Source organism: Hydrogenophaga sp., assembly GCF_019635465.1.
In the GTDB taxonomy this organism is placed as follows: domain Bacteria; phylum Pseudomonadota; class Gammaproteobacteria; order Burkholderiales; family Burkholderiaceae_C; genus Hydrogenophaga.
The window spans coordinates 25,631-39,639 of sequence record NZ_JAHBZK010000011.1 but is presented as its reverse complement, the minus strand read 5'-3'; the positions used below and the strand labels follow the sequence as shown (position 1 = coordinate 39,639).

Below are 14,009 nucleotides of genomic sequence, written 5' to 3'. Positions count from 1 at the left end.
CGGTACTTGCGCCGCTTATCGGGTAAGCCCGGCCCCTGCGGGCCAAGGCCCTGACTACGATGCCGCCATGAACATCTATGACGCGCACCTGGCCCGCAACCCGGCCAACCACGTGGCCCTGTCGCCGGTGAGCTTTGTCGAGCGCACGGCCGAGGTCTTTGGCGACATGCCGGCGGTGATTCATGGCGCGCGGCGCTACAGCTGGGCGCAGGTCCGCGAGCGCTCGGCCCGGCTGGCGGCGGCCTTGCGCGCGCTCGGGGTGGGCCCCGGCGACACGGTGAGCACGTTGCTGCCCAACACGCCCGAGATGGTGGAGGCGCACTACGCGGTGCCGGCGCTGGGCGCGGTGATCAACACGCTCAACACCCGGCTCGATGCGCCGCTGCTGGCCTGGCAGATGAACCACTGCGAGGCCCGGGTGCTGCTGACCGACCGCGAGCTGGCACCGGTGGCGGCCAAGGCGCTGGCCGCCCTGCGCGAGATGGGCCGCGAGCTGGTGGTGATCGACGTGTGCGACAGCGAATACGACGGCCCGGGCGACCGCGTGGGCGCGCACGAGTACGAGGCCCTGCTGGCGTCGCACGCACCGCTGGACCACCTGGACGGTCCCACCGACGAGTGGGACGCCATTGCGGTGAGCTACACCAGTGGCACCACCGGCGACCCCAAGGGCGTGGTCACCCACCACCGTGGCGCCTACCTCAACGCGGTGAGCAACGTGGTCACCTGGACCATGCCGCAGTTCTCACGCTACCTGTGGACGCTGCCCATGTTCCATTGCAACGGCTGGTGCTTTCCGTGGACGGTGGCCATGCAGGCCGGTGTGCATGTGTGCCTGCGCAAGGTGGAGCCGATCGCCATCCTGAGCGCCATGCGCGATCACGGCGTGGACCACTACTGCGCCGCACCCATCGTGCACAACGGCCTGATTTCGGCGGTGGCCGATCGCCCCGAGCTCAAGGACGGCATTGGCGCGGTGCGCGGCATGGTGGCCGGCGCGGCGCCACCCGCGGCCATGATCGAAGGCATGGCCCGCATGGGCTTTGCCATCACCCACGTCTACGGGCTGACCGAGGTCTACGGCCCGGCCGCCGTGGCGGTGGCGCGCCCGGCCTGGGCGACGGCCGATCTGGGCGAGCAGGTGCGGCTCAACGGCCGCCAGGGCGTGCGCTACGCACTGCAGGAAGGCATGACGGTGATGGACCCCGAGACCATGACCGAGGTGCCCGCCGATAGCCAGACCATGGGCGAGATCATGTTCCGCGGCAACATCGTCATGAAGGGCTACCTGAAGAACCCGGTGGCCACCGACAAGGCCTTTGAAGGTGGCTGGTTCCACACCGGCGACCTCGCGGTGCTCGAGCCCGACCGCTACGCCAAGATCAAGGACCGCAGCAAGGACATCATCATCAGCGGCGGCGAAAACATCAGTTCCATCGAGGTGGAAGACGCGCTCTACCGCCACCCGGCCGTGATGGCCTGCGCGGTGGTGGCACAACCGCACCCCAAGTGGGGCGAAACGCCGCTGGCGTACGTGGAGCTGCGGCCCGGCGCACAGACCACCGAGGCCGAGCTGATTGCCCATTGCCGTGGCCTGCTGGCCGGCTACAAGGTGCCGAAGGCGGTACGCTTCGAGCCCATTCCCAAGACCAGCACCGGCAAGATCCAGAAGTTCGAGCTGCGCCAGCGTGCCCGCAGCAGCTCGGCCATCGAATGAACGGACGAACGGAGACACCCCCCCATGAATGACCGCCTTCACCCTGACGCAACTGACACCGACGCACCGGTGCGCTACGCGCGCGATCCACGCGGCGTTGTCACGCTCACGCTCAACCGCCCCGCGTCGTTCAACGCGCTCAGCGAAGAGATGCTGGCCGCCTTGCAGGCAGCCGTCGACCAAGTGGCTGCCGACGAAAACGCGCGTGTGGTGGTGATGGCGGCCGAAGGCAAGGCCTTCTGCGCCGGCCACGACCTCAAGCAGATGCGCGCCGAGCCTTCGCTCGACTACTACCAGCGCCTGTTCGCCCAGTGCGGGCGCTTCATGATGGCCTTGCAGGCGCTGCCGGTGCCGGTGATTGCCCAGGTGCAGGGCATTGCCACGGCGGCCGGCTGCCAACTGGTGGCCATGTGCGACCTGGCCGTGGCCGTGCGCGAGGCGAAGTTCGCTGTCAGCGGCGTCAACCTGGGGCTGTTCTGCAGCACGCCCAGCGTCGCGCTCAGCCGCAACCTGGGGCGCAAGGCGGCCTTCGAGATGCTGGTGACCGGCGCCTTCATCAGCGCCGACGAAGCGCGCGAGAAAGGCCTGCTCAACCGCGTGGTGGAAGCCAGCGAACTGCAGGCCGAGGTGGCGCGGCTGGTGGACAGCATCCTGGCCAAGCCGCGCGTGGCCATCGCCGCCGGCAAGGGGCTGTTCTACCGCCAGCTCGACGTGGGCATCGCCGCCGCCTACGACGACGCGGCGCAGACCATGGCCTGCAACATGATGGACCCGAGCGCGCTTGAAGGCGTGCAGGCCTTCATCGACAAACGCAAGCCCAACTGGTGAGCGCCGGGCGCTCGCTGCAGTGCCCCTGCCACCGACTGGTGTAGCAGGCGCGGCGTATAACCGCGCGATCGTATTGAGCACACCGGCATCGACCCCATAGCCCACAACACCCGAGGAGTTCCCATGAAAGTCGACAACATCCTGCAGACCATCGGCAACACGCCGCACCTGCGCATCAACCGCCTGTTCGGGCCGGCCGAGGTGTGGATCAAGCTCGAGCGCGCCAACCCCGGCGGCTCCATCAAGGACCGCATTGCGCTGAGCATGGTCGAGGCCGCCGAGCGCGACGGCCGCCTCAAGCCCGGTGGCACCATCGTCGAGCCCACCTCGGGCAACACCGGCATCGGCCTGGCCATGGTGGCCGCGGTCAAGGGCTACAGCTGCGTGCTGGTAATGCCCGACAGCATGAGCATCGAGCGCCGCCGCCTGATGCTGGCCTATGGCGCCCAACTGGTGCTCACGCCCAAGGAGAAGGGCATGAAGGGCAGCATCGCGCGCGCCGAAGAGATCGCCGCCAGCACCCCGGGCGCCTGGATTCCGCAGCAGTTCGAGAACCCGGCCAACATCGAGGCGCACGTGCGGACCACCGCCGAAGAGATCGCGCGCGATTTTCCGCAGGGGCTGGACGTGCTCATCACCGGCGTGGGCACCGGTGGCCACATCAGTGGCGTGGCGCAGGTGCTCAAGGCGCGCTGGCCCGGCCTCAAGGTGTTTGCGGTCGAACCCGCGCTGAGCCAGGTCATCTCGGGCGGCACCCACCAGCCGCACCCCATCCAGGGCATCGGCGCAGGGTTCATCCCTGCCAACCTCAAGATCGACCTGCTCGACGGCACCATTGCCGTGGACGCCGAAGACGCGCGCGAGATGGCGCGCCGCAGCGCGCGCGAAGAGGGCGTGCTGGTGGGCATCTCCAGCGGCGCCACGCTGGCCGCCATCAAGCAGAAACTGCCCGAGCTGCCCGCCGGCAGCCGCGTGCTCGGCTTCAACTACGACACCGGCGAGCGCTACCTATCGGTCGACGGCTTTCTGCCGACCGAGTGAAGCCGGTTGGGTGATCGCTGATTGATCCGCGCGTGAGCAACACCCCGGCCGCTCCTGTCTGCTTCACGCCCATTGGCGTGGTGCGGGGTGGGCGGGCCGAGACCACCAAGGATGGCTGGGGCCCCAACCGCTCGCGCATCGAGCTGACCGACCCCCGCCTGGGTGCCGACAGCCTGCTCGGGCTCGATGCCGTGTCGCACATCGAGGTGGTGTTCCTCTTCCACGTCGATGCCGACGAGCCGGTGGAAACCGGTGCGCGCCACCCGCGCAACCGCAGCGACTGGCCGCGCGTGGGCATCTTTGCGCAGCGCGGCCGCATGCGGCCCAACCGCATTGGTGTGAGCGTGTGCCGTGTGCTTGCTGTCGACGGCGCTGCGCTGGCGGTCGAAGGCCTCGACGCGGTGGACGGCACACCGGTGCTCGACATCAAGCCGGTCTGGCGCGGCACGCTGCCGCGCGGTGAGCTGCGCGAACCCGCCTGGGCGAGCGAGCTGATGGCCAACTACTGGTAGCCAGGTTCATTGAACTGCCCATGCAAGACGACATCCCCACCCTGCGACGCATCCTCAAGCAGTGCCGCACCATTGCCGTGGTCGGCCTCTCGGCCGAATGGCACCGCCCGAGTTTCTTCGCCGCCAAGTACCTGCAGGACCACGGCTACCGTGTGGTGCCGGTCAACCCCAAGTACCCGCAGATCCTGGGCGAGACCAGCTATGCGCGGCTGGAAGACATTCCGTTCCCGGTCGACATGGTCGACGTCTTTCGCAAGGAGGCCGACATCCCGCCGATTGCGCAGAGCGCTGTGGCCATCGGCGCCAAGTGCTTCTGGCAGCAACTGGGCCTGCGCAGCGAAGCGGCCGACCGCACCGTCACCGCCGCCGGCATGGACAGCGTGTGGGACCGTTGCGTGAAGATCGAACACGCGCGTTTGTTCGGCGGGCTCAACTGGGCTGGCGTGAACACCCGCATCATCTCGGCCCACCGGCCTCAGTGAAGGGGAGCACCGCATGGCCGACCGCCGCTTCCACCCCGAGACCCTGGCCATCCACGCCGGGCAGATCCCCGACAGCAGCACCGGCTCGCGCGCGCTGCCGATCTACCAGACGACCAGCTTCGTCTTCGACAGCGCCGACCACGCGGCCAGCCTGTTCAACCTGCAGACCTTCGGCAATGTGTACTCGCGCCTGAGCAACCCCACGGTGGCCACGCTCGAAGAACGCGTGGCCGCGTTGGAGAACGCCCGCGCCGCCGTGGCCTGCGCCAGCGGCATGGCCGCCGAAACGCTGGCGCTGACCACGCTGTTGCAGGCCGGCGACCACGTGGTGGCGGCCGGCGCGCTCTACGGTGGCAGCGTCACCATGTTCGCGGTCAACCTGCGCAAGTTCGGCATCGAGACCAGCTTCGTTGACGCCACCAGGCCCGAGGCCTTTGCTGCCGCCATCCGCCCCGAGACGCGCGCCATCTACGCCGAGACCCTGGGCAACCCCAGCATGGTGGTGCTCGACATCGCCGCCATTGCCGAGGTGGCCCATGCGCACGGCCTGCCACTCATCGTGGACAACACCGTGCCCAGCCCCTACCTGTGCAACCCGACCGACTTCGGCGCCGACATCGTCATCCACAGCGCCACCAAGTACCTAGCCGGCCACGGCACCACGCTGGGCGGCGTGGTGGTGGAGAGCGGCAAGTTCCCCTGGGACAACGGCAAATTCCCCGGCATGACCGAACCCTCGCCGGGCTACCACGGCGTCAAGTTCTACGAAACCTTTGGCGACTTCGGCTTCACCATGCGCTGCCGCATGGAAGGCCTGCGCGTCTTCGGCGCGGCGCTCGCGCCCACCAGCGCCTGGCAGATCCTGCAGGGCGTGGAGACCCTGCCGCTGCGCATGGAGCGCCATTGCAGCAACGCGCTGGCGCTGGCCAGGTACCTGCAGAGCGACCCGCGCGTGAGCTGGGTGAACTACCCCGGCCTGCCCGAGCACCCGCAGCACGAACTCATGAAACGCCAGATGCGCGGCGCCTCGGGCCTGCTGGCGTTCGGCGTGAAGGGCAACGCCGAGGCCGGCGTGCGCTTCATCGAAAGCGCGCAGTTCATGAGCCATCTGGTCAACATCGGCGACACGCGCACCCTCATCAGCCACCCCGCCAGCACCACCCACCGCCAACTCGACGAGACCCAGCAGATCGCCGCCGGCGTGCTGCCCGACATGATCCGCATCTCGGTCGGGCTGGAGCACATCGACGACATCCTTTGGGATGTGGATCAGGCGCTGGCGCGCGCCGTGGCTTGAGGGCGCGCCGCATGGAGCGCAACCAAACCGAAGCCGCCCGACTGTTGTGGGCCGCGCGCCAGCAAGGCGACGTCATTGACGCGCTGCCCGACGCGCTGCGCCCGCACACCGAGGCGCAGGGCCACGCCATCCAGGCCGCGCTGCCGGCGGTGGCGAACGACAGCGTGGTGGGCTGGAAGATCGCCGCCACCAGCGAGGCCGGGCAGGCGCACATTCAGGTGGACGGCCCGCTGGCCGGCCGCATCCTCGGTGGCTTCGTGCACCCCATGGGCAGCACGCTCTCGCTGCAGGGCAACCGCATGCGTGTGGTCGAGCCGGAGTTCGCCTTCCGCCTGGGTGCCGACCTGCCGCCGCGCGAGGTGCCCTACACACAGCAAGAGGTGCTGGCCGCGGTGGCTTCGCTGCACCCTGCGTTTGAACTGCCCGACTCGCGCTACGCCGAGTTCACCCGCGCCGGCAAAGCGCAGTTGATTGCCGACGACGCCTGCGCCGGGCGCTTCCTCTTCGGGGCGGCTGCGCCGCCCGCGTGGCGCGAGATGGACCTCGCCGCCCACCCGGTGCACGCCACCGTGACCGGTGCCGACGGGCAAGCCCGATGCACGCGCGAAGGCGCGGGCAGGGCGCTGCTGGGCGACCCCCTGACCGCGCTCACCTGGCTGGCCAACGCGCTGTCGACACTGGGCGTGGGATTCAAGGCCGGTGACTGGGCGTCGTGCGGCACCTGCATGGTGCCCTTGCAGGTGACCGCCGGAGACCGCGTCGTCGCGGACTACGGGGTCTTCGGGGCGATCGAGGTCAGCGTGTCGACCTGATCGCCGCCGCCATTCAGCGCAGCAGGTTGCTCCAGAGGCTGTTGCGCACGTCCGATGTGGCCGAGTCGTTTTGCGCCCAGGTGGCCAGGCCTTGCCCATTGGTGTTGAACGACACCGCCAGGCCCGTCTTGATGCCGCCAGGCTGGGTTTCCAGCAGTGACTGCGCACCCCAGGGCTGGCCCCAGTTCAGGCGCCGCGCGTACACGCTGATCTCGGGCGAGGTCGGGTTGGGCCACTGGTTGACCGCCACATAGACCAGCGTGGCACGGCCCTGGCTGTCGATGCCGAGTTCGCGGTCCAGCGCGTAGGGCGTCGCCTCGACCGGCGCGCCCAGGCCCACGCCGGGTTCGAAGGTCATGGTCTTGATGGCGTAGATGCCGCTTTGCCACGCGGCCACCGCGCGGCCGTCGGGCGCCATGGCCAGGCGGATGCGCAAGGGCACGCTGGCCAGGGCACCGGTGTCGTGGGCACTGGGGGCGGCCCAGCCGGTGGTGGGGTTGAACGCGCTGACCCACACCGATGCGCCCTGGCGCCAGATGGCCAACGCGTTGCCCGCGGCGTCCATGGCCACGCGGGGCGGGCTGTCCACCACCACGTCGTCCAGGCTGTTGTCGATCGTCACCGGCGCCTGCCACCCGGAGATCGGGTCGAACCGCGCGGCCTTCATGCTGTGGTTGCTGTCGCCGGGGTTGCGCTCGGCCCAGATGGCCATGGCGCTGCCGTTGCTGCTGCGGGCGATGTCGGCCACGTCGGTGTCGAGCGAGCCGCTGGTGTCGATGAGGACCCAGGCGCCCCATTGCCCGTTCGCCTGCAAGCTGATGTTGTAGACGTCGCTGCCCACCGTCACCAGGCTGAGATTGCCCGCGCTGTCCACGACGCCGGCGCTGAGCGAGCCGGAGCCCGTGGGCTTGTTCGGCGCAATGCTGGCAGCACCCCAACCACTGGCCACGGTGTAGCGGCGCGCGTCCATGTTGGGCCGCACCCAGGTGGCCGCGCCCTGGTCGTTGAGAAAGAGCTTGCCCCCCACCAGTTGCCGGTTGCTGAAGTCGGACAGGTCCGTGACCTGCACGATCGGCTGCCAACCCTGGCCGGCCAGGTACAGGCGCGAGTAGACCTTGCTGACGGTGCCATTGGGTTGCCCATCGGGTTGTTGCCAGATCACCATGGCGTTGCCGTTGGGTGACACGGCGTTGACCTGGTAGACCAAGCCGCTCGCGGTGACGTTGAAGTCGTTGCTGGCCTCGACCAGCTCGGCCATGCCCCAGGTGGGCGTTGCGGTGATGGCAGCAAAGCTGGCCAGCACGTTGCGGTCCTGCGTGAGCGACACGCTGCAGGTGGTTGACGCGCCCGCGCACGCGCCACCCCAGCCGGTGAAGGTCTGACCCGCGTCCGGCGCGGCGGTCAGCGACACGGCCGTGCCCGAGGCGTACTGCGCCGCACAGGTGGCACCACAGTTGATGCCCGCAGGTTGCGACGTGACGCGCCCGCCACCGTTGACCGAGACCTGCAGCGAATGGTTGGTGGCGCCGTTGACAGGCACAAAGGCCGCAGCAACGGACTGCGCCTGCGACATCGTCACCGTGCAGGTGGTGGTGGCACCGCTGCATGCGCCGCCCCATCCCGAGAACGAGTGGCCCTGCGCCGGTTGGGCGCCGAGGCTGACGCGCGCATTGGCGTCGAAGCTGGCCGTGCACGCCGCGCCGCAATTGATGCCCGAGGGCAGCGATGTCACCGTGCCGGTGCCCGATGTGGTGACGGTAAGGTTCCAGCGTTGCGGGGTGGGCGCTGGCGTCGGCTCAGTGCCGGCGGAACCCCCGCCACCGCCACAGGCCACCAGGGCCAGCGAGGCGCCCGCCGCCAGACACAGCGCCAGCAAGGATGAAGTGACAGCGCGATGCCGCTGGCCACCATGGGAAAAATGATCTCGTCGCACGCGTAAGTCCTCTCGACTGTGAAAAGTGCGGCGGATGCTAGGAACGCGCGCGCGGCTCGCCTATAGACCTTTGGTGCATCTCCTCGACGAAAACGCAGCCGACCCAGGCGCCAAGCGCGCGCGGGCCAGGGCACCTGCACCTAAGGTCTATTGCCGCTGTTCGACGGCCTACCTACGCTCGCCGCCTTTGAACTGCAAATGGAGTGCAAGGTGAACCTACGATTCACGAGCGTGTCGGCCCTGCTGGTGTCGGCGAGCCTGTTGACGGGCTGCGAGTCCATGCCCACGGTGGGCTCGTTGACGTCCATGAACCTGGGTGGCGGGTCCAACAACGCAACCACTGGCGGCGCCAGTGGCAGCGCCGCTGCCAACGCGAGCGACCAGCTCGAACGGTGCGAGTCCCCGCTGGGCACGCTGGCCCTGGTCGAGAACCAGAGCGCGGGTTGGTACACCGTGCTGCGCAACGAGTACCGCCTGCCGCCCACTGCTAATCTGCTCAGGTTGATGGTTCAGCAATCCAACTGCTTTGTGGTGGTGGAGCGCAGCGCGGCGGGCCTTCAGTCGATGGACCGCGAGCGCGCATTGGCCGAAAGCGGCAACACCCGCTCGGGCAGCAACATGGGCCGGGGCCAGATGGTCGCGGCGGACTACTCGCTCTCGCCCGAAGTGCTGTTCTCGAACTCGAACGCGGGCGGTGCCAGCCTTGGCCTGGCGTCCCTGCTTGGCAGCAAGGGCGATTCACTCGCACGCGTGGCGGGGGGTCTGCAGAACAAGGAGGCCACGGCCATGTTGTCTCTGGTGGACAACCGCTCTGGCGTTCAGGTGGCGGTGTCCGAGGGCAGCGCCTCGAAGACGGATTTCAACTTTGCCGCCCTCATGAGGGGCTCGGGCAATGCGGGCAACGCGGGTGCGTACTCCCGGACCGAGCAGGGCAAGGTCATTGCGGCGGCGTTTGCGGACGCCTACAACAACATGGTGCGCGCAGCGCGCCAGTACCAACCGCAGCGCGTCAAGGGGCAGGGCCTGGGTGGCGGTGGGCGCTTGTCGGTGGATGGCGCGCCTGCGCCCAGCCGGACAACCGCACCAGCGCCGGGTCGGTGACCCTTCGCGGGCCGTCGCGCGACGGCTTTGGTGCCGGCCACCTTGCCCAGGCCGGCGTCAGAGCAAGCCGTGCTCTCTGGCCCGCAGCAGCAGGTGCGTGCGGTTGTGGGCCTGCAGGCGATCGAGCAAGGCGGCCACGTGCAGCTTGACCGTGCGCTCCGCGATGCCCAGCTGGCTGGCGATGCGCTTGTTGGGCAGGCCGCGCGACACCAGGTCCAGCACCTCACGCTGGCGCGAGGTGGGAACCAGACTCGACGGCGCCGCCATCTGAGCGTCGCATTCGTGGGGGAAACATTCGTGAGGGAAGTGCGTGCCGCCGGCCCGCACGGCCTTCAGTGCCGAGAGCATGCCGTCGACCGAGAGCGACTTGCCGACGAAGCCCGCAGCGCCCGCCTGCCTGGCACGCAACTGCAGCGCGCGGTTTTCCTCGCTGGACATCAGCACCCGCACCAGCCAGGGGTGGGTGGCGCCGATGCGCGCCAGCACCTCGACGCCGTCCGGCTTGCCCGGTCGATGGTCCACCAACACCAGCTCGACATCGGGTTGCGCGGCGATCTGGGCGAAGGCATCGGCCAGGCACCGCGCGGATGCCACCTCGATGCCGGGCTCGCGTTCGCCCAGGGCATGGGCCAGGCCCGCGGCGAAGATGGGTTGGTCATCGATCAGGAGAAGCTTCATGCGGGGACTCCACGCGGTGCGTCGGTGTTGATCTGCTTGAAGGTTTGTGGACAGGAAATGGGGTACGGGTGGCGTGAACCGGCCCGACCGGGCGAACGAACGCCCAGCCTGGTTCGGCAACCAGGTCTGCGAACGAAGGAGGGGGAAGCTCAGGCCGGCTTGCGGGCGGCGGTGAAGAGGCGGATGTCCTTGCCCTGGCGGGTGCCATGGCGTTCCACCGCCAGCACTTCCAGGCCCAGGCGTTGCATGGCCGCCAGCAGCGCCGGTGCCTTGAAGCACAGCACGGGCGGCGCCTTGCCCACGGCGCGCATCAGCGGCAGGGCCAGGCGAGTGATCAAGGGGTTCATCTCGCCCACGCAGGGGGTCTTGGCCAGCAGCAGTCCGCCCGGCCGCAAGGTCTGTACCGCCATGGCCAGTGCCTGGTCCAGATCGTCGACCAGGTGCAGCAGGTTGAAGGCCATCACCACGTCCTGGCTGCCGGGTGCCGCCACCGCCGTGTCGGCGTCGGCCACCTCGAAGCTCAACTGCGGCAGCGGATCGACCACCAGCTTGTCGCGCGCAATGTCGATCATCTCGGCCGACACGTCGGTCGCCCGCAGCCGGTGGGTGAAGGGCGCCAGGTGCAACGCGGTGGTGCCGGTGCCGCAGCCGATTTCGAGCACCTCGTCACTGATCTTCAAGAAGCCCTGGACCCGCCTCAACGTGGCCTCGTAGCCCGCCGGGTCCGCAATGGGGTCGGCCGCGTACTTGGTTGCAATGCGGTCCCAGAACCGGGCCTTGCGAGCGGAAACGGCGGCCTGCCCCGTGGCGGGTGCGGCATGGGCCGAGGAGGACAGTGAAGGAGTGGACATAAGAGGCAGGTGGCTGGCGCCGGCAGTCATCGTCCAGCGACGGACCGGATGCTATCTATGCATGACACCGAAGGGAATTGCCTTAAATTGCAGACAACTCATGCATCCACGCATAGATCAAGCCCATGAACACACTCGACTGGAACCAGCTGCGCGCGTTCCTGGAAACCGCCGAAACCGGCTCGCTGTCGGCCGCCGCCCGCAAGCTGGGGCTGACCCAGTCCACCCTGAGCCGCCAGGTCGCGGCCATCGAACTCAGCATGGGTGTGACGCTGTTCGAGCGCCTGGGCAGGTCCATGGTGCTCACGCCCACCGGGCTGGACCTGCTGGAACATGCCCGCGCGATGGGCACCGCCGCCGAGGCCATGAGCCTGGTGGCCACCGGTCGCTCACAGGCAGCGGGCGGCGTGGTGTCGGTCTCTGCCACCGACATGGTGGCCGCCAGCCTGCTGCCCCCGCTGGTGCAGCGGCTGCGCGAACAGGTGCCGGGCATCGCGATCGAGGTGATCGCCACCAATGCGCTGAGCGACTTGCAGCGCCGCGAAGCCGACATTGCCATCCGGCACGTCAAGCCCGAGCAACCGGACCTGATCGCCCGGCTGGTGCGCGATGCCCATGCGCACTTCTATGCGTCTGAAGACTGGGTCAAGGCCCACGGCCACCCGCGCACGGGCGAGGAGGCGGAGCACCTGCCCTTCGTGGGTTCCGACCGCAACGGCCAGTACCTGGGCTTCCTGCGCCACCATGGCCTGCCCGTGAGCGAAGCCAACTTCAGCTGCTATGCCGATCACTCCGTCGTGCACTGGCGCCTGGTGCGCGAGGGCCTGGGCATCGGCGCCATGATGGACGAGATCGCGCAGGCCACGCCGGGCATCGTGCGCGTGCTCGACGACGTGCCACCCGTGCGCTTTCCGATCTGGCTGGTGTCGCACCGCGAGCTGCGCACCTCGCGGCGGATCCGGGTTGTGTTCGAGGCGCTGGCGCAGGGCTTGACGGGTGAGGGCGAGCCCACTCAGCGTTGAGGGGTGCCTGTCGCGAGGTTGGACGGTGGCTCCCGGCCGTGCTGGCAATTCATGTGTGCCAACACCTGGCGATGGTGGGTGACTTGCGGTTGCTCGGGGCTGAATACGGCGTTTCGGTTTCTCCATCCCCAGCGCTTGATTCCGCAGAGACCATCAGCCGGTCACGTCATCAAGCTCGCGCCTTGCGCAAATCCCCAATGGCACAACGCAAAGCCTCACCCCGTCCAGGCTGAGGATCAGCCCAAGTTGCCCACCCATCTGCACAAGGCCACCGATGCTTGTGGAGGGCATCGTCGCATGACCCGACGCGGCCATTCTGGTCGGTGCACCTGCGAACGCCCGAATGGGTGGCTCTCGCAACATGCCCCAAAGAATGCCTGGATCACACGTGCGCAACGAATGCAGATAGGCGCGAATGACTTGCTCGTTTCCCCCATCTGTTTCCGGGCTCGCGTCATCTTTCTGGCGCAGCCGTCGAAGCGCGCGTTTCAGCTGTTGTCGGTTTGCCGCTTCCGATCGACCGGCACCCCGGGCTATTTCGGCGTGCTCCACATCGAACACCTCGTGCAACAGCAGAGCGGCACCTTCGACGGGCGTCAGTAGTCTGGCGAGGCGACGCACAACCTGGGCGGCCTCCTGCTCCAGCGACGCATCCTCTTCGGCCGAAGGCGCCTCCCACCTGTGCGTCTCATCGAATGCCAGCTGGGTTGTCCACTGTGTCATCCATTCGCGTCGCCGCCATCGGTCAATGGCCAGATTGCGCACCACGGTGCGCAGCCAGGCTTGTGTGGTGTTGAGCGTCAAGCCATCCGCCTCGAGAGCGCGGACATAGGCATCCTGGACAACGTCCTCGGCTTCGAAAGACCCGACCAGGCGGGTGGCTGCACGCAGCAGGCTGCGGCGGTCGGCGTCGAGGAGTTTGGGTGGATCGACTTCTTCCATCGGGGCATGGTGCCATAGCGCGCGCTGGGTAATCGGGGTTCCGGATGTCACGCGAGTGGCTTCTCGTTCGTCATGGCAGTTCCGTACCCTGTCCATTTCCTCATGAACACTTCAGAGACTCCCCTTCCAACGCCTGCTTTTGCCCCACACGCCAGCTACCTGGATGAGAAGAGCTTCAAGGCGCGCACGCTCCTGATCTTCGGCACCATCACCGACGCTTTGGCGGCCGACGTCACCCGGCGCCTCATTGCGCTGGACGCGGACAGCGCCGCACCGATCGACGTTCTGGTCAGTTCCCCTGGTGGCCACCTCGAGTCGGGGGATGCCATCCACGACATCGCGCGATTCATCTCGGCGCCTGTGAACATGATCGGAACAGGTTGGGTGGGCAGTGCCGCCACGCACCTGTATCTGGCGGCCCCGCTGGCACGGCGCGTCTGCCTGCCCAACACGCGCTTCCTGATCCACCAGCCCAGTGGGGGGTCGGCCGGCCCCGCCAGCGACATCGCGATCCAGGCCCGAGAGATGGTGAAGGCCCGTGAACGCATCGCCAGCACCATTGCGCGCCAGACCGGCAGGCCCTTGGCGCAGGTGCTGTCCGACATCGAACGCGACCGCTGGATGTCGGCCGAAGAGGCCGTGACATACGGCCTGGTGTCCAGGATCATCGAACACAAGACACAGTTGGTGGTCGACTGACGACGATTTGCCCTGGTGACTGTGGAACGGGAGCGTCGTCTCCGTCGGGCTTTGACCGCGCTTCGACCTGCGTGTTTCCTGTGCCAGACCGTGC

Annotated in this window: 14 protein-coding genes; 10 read left to right on the top strand and 4 right to left on the bottom strand. The window is 68.1% G+C overall.

Features of this window, described 5'->3' with window-relative positions:
• Positions 1-67 precede the first annotated feature (67 nt).
• The 7 genes from KF871_RS11505 (at position 68) to KF871_RS11475 (ending at position 6,689) form a co-directional block, all read left to right on the top strand.
• Positions 68-1,717, top strand: coding sequence for an acyl-CoA synthetase (locus KF871_RS11505; protein WP_291142274.1), 1,650 nt, complete (start codon positions 68-70; stop codon positions 1,715-1,717).
• A 24-nt stretch (positions 1,718-1,741) separates the two neighbouring features.
• Entirely contained in the window at positions 1,742-2,545 is an 804-nt protein-coding gene (locus KF871_RS11500) for an enoyl-CoA hydratase (protein ID WP_291142272.1), read from the top strand.
• A gap of 123 nt (positions 2,546-2,668) precedes the next feature.
• The gene (gene cysK, locus KF871_RS11495) at positions 2,669-3,586 is read left to right on the top strand and encodes a cysteine synthase A (protein WP_291142269.1); all 918 of its coding nucleotides are present in this window, start codon (positions 2,669-2,671) and stop codon (positions 3,584-3,586) included.
• A gap of 32 nt (positions 3,587-3,618) precedes the next feature.
• Entirely contained in the window at positions 3,619-4,098 is a 480-nt protein-coding gene (locus tag KF871_RS11490; RefSeq protein ID WP_291142266.1) for an SAM-dependent methyltransferase, read from the top strand.
• Between the two features lie 20 nt (positions 4,099-4,118).
• Positions 4,119-4,580, top strand: coding sequence for a CoA-binding protein (locus KF871_RS11485; protein WP_291142263.1), 462 nt, complete (start codon positions 4,119-4,121; stop codon positions 4,578-4,580).
• Between the two features lie 13 nt (positions 4,581-4,593).
• A complete protein-coding gene (locus KF871_RS11480) occupies positions 4,594-5,877 on the top strand; it encodes an O-acetylhomoserine aminocarboxypropyltransferase/cysteine synthase family protein (RefSeq protein ID WP_291142260.1) in 1,284 nt (427 codons plus the stop codon).
• Positions 5,878-5,888: 11 nt separating this feature from the next.
• The gene (locus KF871_RS11475) at positions 5,889-6,689 is read left to right on the top strand and encodes a hydratase (RefSeq protein WP_291142257.1); all 801 of its coding nucleotides are present in this window, start codon (positions 5,889-5,891) and stop codon (positions 6,687-6,689) included.
• Positions 6,690-6,702: 13 nt separating this feature from the next.
• On the opposite strand, the gene KF871_RS11470 is transcribed toward KF871_RS11475, so the two are convergent.
• Positions 6,703-8,565: a hypothetical protein gene (locus tag KF871_RS11470; RefSeq protein WP_291142254.1), complete on the bottom strand. Its 1,863-nt coding sequence runs from the start codon at positions 8,563-8,565 to the stop codon at positions 6,703-6,705.
• 336 nt (positions 8,566-8,901) lie between these two features.
• Here KF871_RS11470 and KF871_RS11465 point away from each other — a divergent pair, with 336 nt between their 5' ends.
• On the top strand, positions 8,902-9,723 hold the full coding sequence (locus KF871_RS11465) for a CsgG/HfaB family protein (RefSeq protein ID WP_291142534.1): 822 nt from the start codon (positions 8,902-8,904) through the stop codon (positions 9,721-9,723).
• A gap of 57 nt (positions 9,724-9,780) precedes the next feature.
• On the opposite strand, the gene KF871_RS11460 is transcribed toward KF871_RS11465, so the two are convergent.
• Both KF871_RS11460 and KF871_RS11455 read right to left on the bottom strand, forming a co-directional pair.
• The gene (locus KF871_RS11460) at positions 9,781-10,401 is read right to left on the bottom strand and encodes a LuxR C-terminal-related transcriptional regulator (protein ID WP_291142251.1); all 621 of its coding nucleotides are present in this window, start codon (positions 10,399-10,401) and stop codon (positions 9,781-9,783) included.
• A gap of 149 nt (positions 10,402-10,550) precedes the next feature.
• Positions 10,551-11,252: a class I SAM-dependent methyltransferase gene (locus tag KF871_RS11455; RefSeq protein ID WP_291142248.1), complete on the bottom strand. Its 702-nt coding sequence runs from the start codon at positions 11,250-11,252 to the stop codon at positions 10,551-10,553.
• Between the two features lie 125 nt (positions 11,253-11,377).
• Here KF871_RS11455 and KF871_RS11450 point away from each other — a divergent pair, with 125 nt between their 5' ends.
• Positions 11,378-12,274 (top strand): LysR family transcriptional regulator, encoded by an 897-nt coding sequence (locus KF871_RS11450; RefSeq protein ID WP_291142245.1) that lies wholly within the window; start codon positions 11,378-11,380, stop codon positions 12,272-12,274.
• Positions 12,275-12,427: 153 nt separating this feature from the next.
• Here the strand turns inward: KF871_RS11450 and KF871_RS11445 are convergent, their stop codons facing one another.
• Positions 12,428-13,216, bottom strand: a complete 789-nt coding sequence (locus tag KF871_RS11445) for a sigma-70 family RNA polymerase sigma factor (protein ID WP_291142242.1) — start codon at positions 13,214-13,216, stop codon at positions 12,428-12,430.
• Positions 13,217-13,318: 102 nt separating this feature from the next.
• Between KF871_RS11445 and KF871_RS11440 the strand changes: the two genes are divergently transcribed.
• Complete coding sequence (locus tag KF871_RS11440; protein WP_291142239.1) at positions 13,319-13,915, top strand: ATP-dependent Clp protease proteolytic subunit; 597 nt, start codon at positions 13,319-13,321, stop codon at positions 13,913-13,915.
• Positions 13,916-14,009: the final 94 nt, after the last annotated feature.